Below are 5,685 nucleotides of genomic sequence, written 5' to 3' on the forward strand. Positions count from 1 at the left end.
CCACCGGTTGTTGCCCGCACCGATCAGGCCGGACTCAGACCGTGTGGCACCGGATTTCGAGCATGTGCACCGCGAACTCGGGCGCCCGTCGGTGACGCTGTTGCTGTTGTGGAATGAGTACGTCGCGGCGTGCCGGGCCAGTGGTGGGGTGCCGTATCGGTACTCGTTCTTCAACGAACAGTACCGCCGCTGGGTGGCCGCGACGGGGGCCTCGATGCGCATCGTGCGCACCCCGGGCGAATCCATCGAGGTCGACTGGGCCGGTGATGCGATGAGCTTCGCCGACCCGCTGACCGGTGCGGCGACCGAGGCGTGGCTGTTCGTGGCCGCACTGTCGTTTTCGGCCTTCACGTATGTGGAGGCGTTCACCGATATGACGCTGGTGTCGTGGATCGATGCGCATGTGCACGCATTCGAGGCCTTTGGCGGCACGGCCCGACTGCTGGTCCCGGACAACCTTCGCACCGGCGTATCGCGGGCCGACCGGTACGAACCAGCGCTGAACCCGGCTTATGCCAGCCTGGCCGAGCATTACCGCACCGCGATCATCCCGGCCAGGGTCAAGCGGCCGCGCGACTATCCCGAGGATTTGGTTATCCCGAGTGTCCGGCGTTGATGCAGCTCGAAGCCGTCTGTGGCACTGATTCCTCGGGATAACTATTCATGCTTACGCTGCCCGTCTCTGTCGTGTATCTCGAGAGGAGCAGCAAATGAGCGAATCTGTGGGCGGGGTGGTCGGGCGGGCAGACGACGTGGTTGCCGGGCTGGGGCATGCGCCGTCGACGTTGTGGCAGTACCGGTGGGCGTGGTCGCAGTTCGAGTCGTTCTGTTCACGCGAGGGCGCGGACGAGGTCACAGACGATGTCGTCGCGTCCTTCTTACGGTTCGTGGCCGAGGAGCACCGGCAGGGGCGGATCAAGGATTGGAAACGCAAGTTGCTGCGCAAGTCGGCGTTGGTGCTGGCCGAGGTGGCGGTGACGGGTTCGTACCGGTGGCGGCAGTCGCGCCGGTCGCACCCGAATGACGTGCTGAACGTTGCGTTCCGGCCGGTTCAGGAGCAGTTCGAGGCGTGGCTCGATCATCGCAGGCTGGCGGTGGCGACGCGGGAGCTGTATGCGACGGTGTCCCGCACGGTGCTGGCCTGGCTGCCCGAGCGTGGTGTGTCCGCTATCGAGGGCCTCTCGCGCGCGGACGTATCGGCTGCGGTGGTGTTTCTCGGCAGTCGCTACCAGGCGGGGAGCATGCGGACCGTGGTGTCGGCGTTGCGGGTGCTGTGCCGCTTCTTGGAGGATGCCGGCTGCCGCGCGGGACTGTCCGCGGCGGTGCCAGCGATGTTCGTTCGGCGTCGCAGGTCGGTGGCGGTGCTGGCCACTGATCGGATCGAGCAGCTGGTCAACTCCCCGGATCCGACCACAGGGCAAGGGCTTCGCGACCGGGCGTTGCTGCTGTTGGCGGCCAGGACGGGTCTGCGCCCCGTCGACATCGTCGGTCTGCGCCTGGGTGATATTGATTGGCGGCAGGGACAGATCACCTTGACCCAGCACAAGACCGGGACGGTGTTGACGCTGCCGCTGCTGGCCGATGTCGGTGACGCGATCGCCGGCTACCTGTTGCACGGCAGGCCCGCCGGTGCCGCCGACGAGCACGTGTTCCTGCGAACCAAGGCGCCGTTCACCGCCCTGTCACCGGTCAACGATCTGTATCACGTCGCGGCCCGGGCCTTTGCCCGCACCCGGATCCCTGCGCAGGGCGGCGCGGGCCGCGGTTTTCGCGTGCTGCGAGCATCGCTGGCGACCCGGATGCTCGAAGGCGACACACCGCTGCCGGTGATATCCGGCGCTCTGGGGCATCGGGGAATCGGCTCTGCCAAGCACTATCTCGCCGCGGACGAGGAACGCATGCGGGCCTGCTGCCTGGACTTCACGGGCATCGAACCGGCGGCGATGTCATGACCGGTTTCATCAGCGGCCTGGCCGCCCCCATCAGCAGCCTGCTCGAACTCAAACACGCGCTCGGCCTGCCCTATCAGACCTCCGAACGGCACCTACGCGCCTTCGACGCGATGTGCGCGCGGGACTATCCCGGGCAGGACGTGCTGACCCGCCAGATGGCGACGGTATGGGCCGCAGGCCGGCCCGGCGAGCACGTCAACGCCCAGATGCGGCGGATCACCCCGGTTCGGCAGCTGGCCAAACACATGGCGGGCCTCGGCGCGGCCGCGTACGTCATCCCGCCCGGTATCCCCGGCAAGCAAGTCCGCTACCGGCCGCACATCTTCACCCATGACCAGCTGCGGGCGATCTTCGACGCCGCCGACCGCATCGCGGCCAGCCCATTCGGCGGCCGGCGACACCTGATCATCCCGGTGATCTTCCGGATGATCTACTGCCTGGGCCTACGACCGGGCGAGGCCCGCAGGCTGCACCGCAACGACGTCGACCTCGCGCACGGCGCGGTACGGATCCGCGAGTCCAAAGGCCACATCGACCGGCTAGTTTTCATGTCCACCGACCTGCACGACTACTGCCGGCGCTACGACGCCGCGATCAGGGCGTATCACCTGGATCGGGTGCCGTTCTTCCCGAACCGGCGGGGACAGTTCTATAACCACTCCAGCATCAACTACTGGTTCCACGAACTGTTGAACGCCGCCGACCCAGCCGTCGCGGCCGCCCCAGGGTCGCCGCCGCGGCCCTACGATCTGCGCCACGCCCACGTCATCGAGATCATCAACACGTGGGCCCGCGCCGGGCAAGACCCCGAAGCGCTCGTCGCGTATCTGAGCCTGCACCTGGGGCACGCCAACACCGAGGACACCTGGTACTACTTCCACCTCGCCGCCGACTTTCACCCCGACCTGCGCGCACTGGCCAACACCGTCATCGAGTCCGTCCTGCCGGAGGCGTCCCATGGCAGCCGATGAGTTCTTCACCCTGGTGCGCAGCTGGCTGACCGTCCACCTTCCCCGCGCGCGCAGGCTCAGCCCGCACACCATCCGCTCCTACAAGACGGCGATCAACACGCTGCTGACCTACCTCGCCGAGACACGGCAGGTGAAGCTGGCCGAGGTCAGCTTCGAGGTCATCGATCGGGCCACCATCACCGCCTTCACCACATGGCTACTCGACACCTGCAACCTGAGCCCGTCCTCGGCGAACCAGCGGCTGGCCGCCATCAAATCGTTCCTGTGCTACTGCGCGGGAGAGGATCCGGCACTCGTCGAAATCTGGCTGGACGTCAAACAAACCCGACCCGCCCGCACCCCTGCCCGCACGCCCGACGCGTTGAGCATGACCGCCGTCGACGCGCTGATCCGAGCACCCAGCCAAAACGGCAGCCGAAACGTCAGGGACACCACCATGATCCTGCTGATGTTCGACGCCGCCGCCCGCGTCCAGGAAGTCCTCGACCTGACCGTCGCCGACATCGTCACCACACCGGGAGCCGGCCGCGTGACACTGACCGGGAAAGGCCGAAAGACCCGGGTGGTTCCGATCATGGACAAGACCGGCCGGCACCTCGACCAATACCTGAACCTATTTCATCCTGGCCGGTGCGACGTCGACGCCTTGTTGTTCTTCACCATCCGGTCCGGGAGGCGCTACCCGATGAGCCAGGACAACGTCGCCTATCTGCTCAACAAGCATGCTGCAACAGCGCGTGCGGCCTGCCCCGAGATCCCCGAACACGTTCACGCCCACCAACTCCGGCATGCCCGCGCCATGCAGATGCTTCGGGCCGGGGTGCCGCTGCCCCACATCAAGGAGTTCCTCGGCCACGCGAACATCGTCACCACCAGCATCTACGCCTCAGCGGACAATCAGATGGTCCGGGACGCAATCCAGAAGGCAGGCAGCACCACACCCGAACCCACCCCGATCTGGAAAGGAGACGACACCCTGATCCTGCAACTCGCCGGGCTCAAATAGTTATCCCGAGGAATCAGTGCCACAGACGGCTTCGACCTGCATCAACGCCGGACACTCGGGATAACCAAATCCTCGGGATAGTCTCGATAATCCCGAGTTCGGGATTAATGTGACAAGCCGGTCGTGGAAGGCAGCGTGCGGTTCGTCGCCAACCAGGTCGCCGCGGTGCTGCGTGATCGGCGATTCGTGGGCCTGGCCGAGTTGAACGAGGCCATCTTTGATGTGGTCGAGGCGATCAACGCGCGGCCGTTTCAGAAGCGGGAGGACTCCAGGCAGATCGTATTCCTGCGAGACGAGCAGCCACTGCTGCATCCCTTGCCGCCGGTGCGGTTCGAGTTGGCAGATCTACGAAAAGCCAAGGCAGGAACGAACTATCACATTCAAGTGGACCGCAATTTCTACTCAGTGCCATCGACGCTGATCGGGCGCAGTCTGGATGTGCGCCTGACCTCGGGCACCGTGGAGGTCTTCGTCGGCACCGAACGCGTGGCGTGTCATGTCCGGTTCAAAGGTGTTCGCGGCCGGTATGCCACCGTGGCCGAGCACATGCCTGCCGGGCATCGACACCGACTGGCCGACTGGAGCCCGGCCCGCTTCGAGCAGTGGGCGGCGGCCATCGGCCCGAACACCGTGGCGGCGATCCAGGCGATCCTGGCCTCCCGAAAGATCGTCGAGCAGTCCTACCGGTCGTGTCTGGGGGTGATGGCATTGGCCAAACGCCAAGGCGGTGCGGCTCGGCTCGAAGACACCTGTGGCCGGGCGCTGGGCGCGACACCGGCACCGTCCTACACGCTGATCAAGAAGCTATGGGCCGCTTGGGAACCTGCCGATCCACCACCGGTGGCGTCCCTCGGTAACGCCGGCTTCGTGCGCGGCGCCGACTACTACGGCCAGAGCGGGGGCCAATCATGATCGACGTGCAGACCTTGGACAGGCTCAAGGCGATGCGCCTGTCAGGCATGGCCGAGTACTTCGAGAACCTCGCCACCGTCACCGGTGCGCAACCGCCCACCGGCCCGGAGATGGTCAAGATGGCCGTCGACTGGGAATACGAACGCCGCCGCAACAGCAAGCTGCACCGACTGCGCCGACACGCAGCACTGGCCCAACCCGCCGCCGACATCGCTGACATCAAAGCCATGCCCGGCCGCAACGTGGATGCCGAGTTGATCGCCCGCCTCGCCGTCGGCAACTACCTGCAAAACCGTCAGGACGTAATCCTGCAGGGCCCGACCGGCGCCGGGAAGACCTATGTAGCCTGCGCGCTGGGCAACAAGGCCTGCCAGCAATACCGCAGTGTGCTCTACTTGCCGGCCGGTGAACTGTTCGACCGGCTCACCATCGCCGAACGCACCGGGGAGCGCAAACGCTGCCTGGACACCCTGGTCAAGGTGGAGTTGTTGATCATCGATGACTGGTTCCTCACCACGCCGAGCCGCCAGCAGATTCAGCAGCTGCACACCTTGATCGATCGACGGCATAAGACGGCATCGACGATCTACTGCACCCAGCTGCCGCCCGGCCAGTGGCACGACCGCATGGAGGAGAAGATTCTCGCCGACGCGATTATCGATCGCATCACCACCAACGCCCATGCCACCGTGCTGACCTGCGACGAATCAATGCGCAAGCACTTCGGCCTGCCCGGCTGACCAGCCGCCGGTGGGGCGGACCACCAGCTGGCCCGTCCCACCGGCACTACCCAGCCCACGACGCATGCGGCTCGCCCCACACCGGCCCAGCGGCCCACCAATCA

6 protein-coding genes are annotated in these 5,685 nt (G+C 65.9%); all 6 read left to right on the forward strand.

Features of this window, described 5'->3' with window-relative positions; genetic code table 11:
- A partial coding sequence (locus tag AC2VOP_RS04550; protein ID WP_486959842.1) for a transposase occupies nt 1–616 on the forward strand: 616 nt, incomplete at its 5' end.
- A gap of 94 nt (nt 617–710) precedes the next feature.
- Nucleotides 711–1,952 (forward strand): tyrosine-type recombinase/integrase, encoded by a 1,242-nt coding sequence (locus tag AC2VOP_RS04555; protein WP_428900181.1) that lies wholly within the window; start codon nt 711–713, stop codon nt 1,950–1,952.
- Complete coding sequence (locus AC2VOP_RS04560; RefSeq protein ID WP_428900182.1) at nt 1,949–2,923, forward strand: tyrosine-type recombinase/integrase; 975 nt, start codon at nt 1,949–1,951, stop codon at nt 2,921–2,923. Before AC2VOP_RS04555 ends, AC2VOP_RS04560 begins: the two co-directional genes overlap by 4 nt.
- A complete protein-coding gene (locus AC2VOP_RS04565) occupies nt 2,910–3,929 on the forward strand; it encodes a tyrosine-type recombinase/integrase (protein WP_428900183.1) in 1,020 nt (339 codons plus the stop codon). The genes AC2VOP_RS04560 and AC2VOP_RS04565 overlap by 14 nt, the downstream gene beginning before the upstream one ends.
- Nucleotides 3,930–4,052: 123 nt before the next feature.
- Nucleotides 4,053–4,841 (forward strand): Mu transposase domain-containing protein, encoded by a 789-nt coding sequence (locus tag AC2VOP_RS04570; protein ID WP_486959843.1) that lies wholly within the window; start codon nt 4,053–4,055, stop codon nt 4,839–4,841.
- Entirely contained in the window at nt 4,838–5,581 is a 744-nt protein-coding gene (locus AC2VOP_RS04575; protein ID WP_343708902.1) for an ATP-binding protein, read from the forward strand. The genes AC2VOP_RS04570 and AC2VOP_RS04575 overlap by 4 nt, the downstream gene beginning before the upstream one ends.
- Nucleotides 5,582–5,685 lie beyond the last annotated feature (104 nt).

Source organism: Mycobacterium sp. TH-M106 (assembly GCF_057473765.1).

What these genes read in the sequence shown, in the direction of transcription:
- AC2VOP_RS04560 (WP_428900182.1), top strand. Translation starts at nt 1,949, where the DNA reads ATGACCGGTTTCATCAGCGGCCTGGCCGCCCCCATCAGCAGCCTGCTC.
- AC2VOP_RS04565 (WP_428900183.1), top strand. Translation starts at nt 2,910, where the DNA reads ATGGCAGCCGATGAGTTCTTCACCCTGGTGCGCAGCTGGCTGACCGTC.
- AC2VOP_RS04555 (WP_428900181.1), top strand. Translation starts at nt 711, where the DNA reads ATGAGCGAATCTGTGGGCGGGGTGGTCGGGCGGGCAGACGACGTGGTT.
- AC2VOP_RS04575 (WP_343708902.1), top strand. Translation starts at nt 4,838, where the DNA reads ATGATCGACGTGCAGACCTTGGACAGGCTCAAGGCGATGCGCCTGTCA.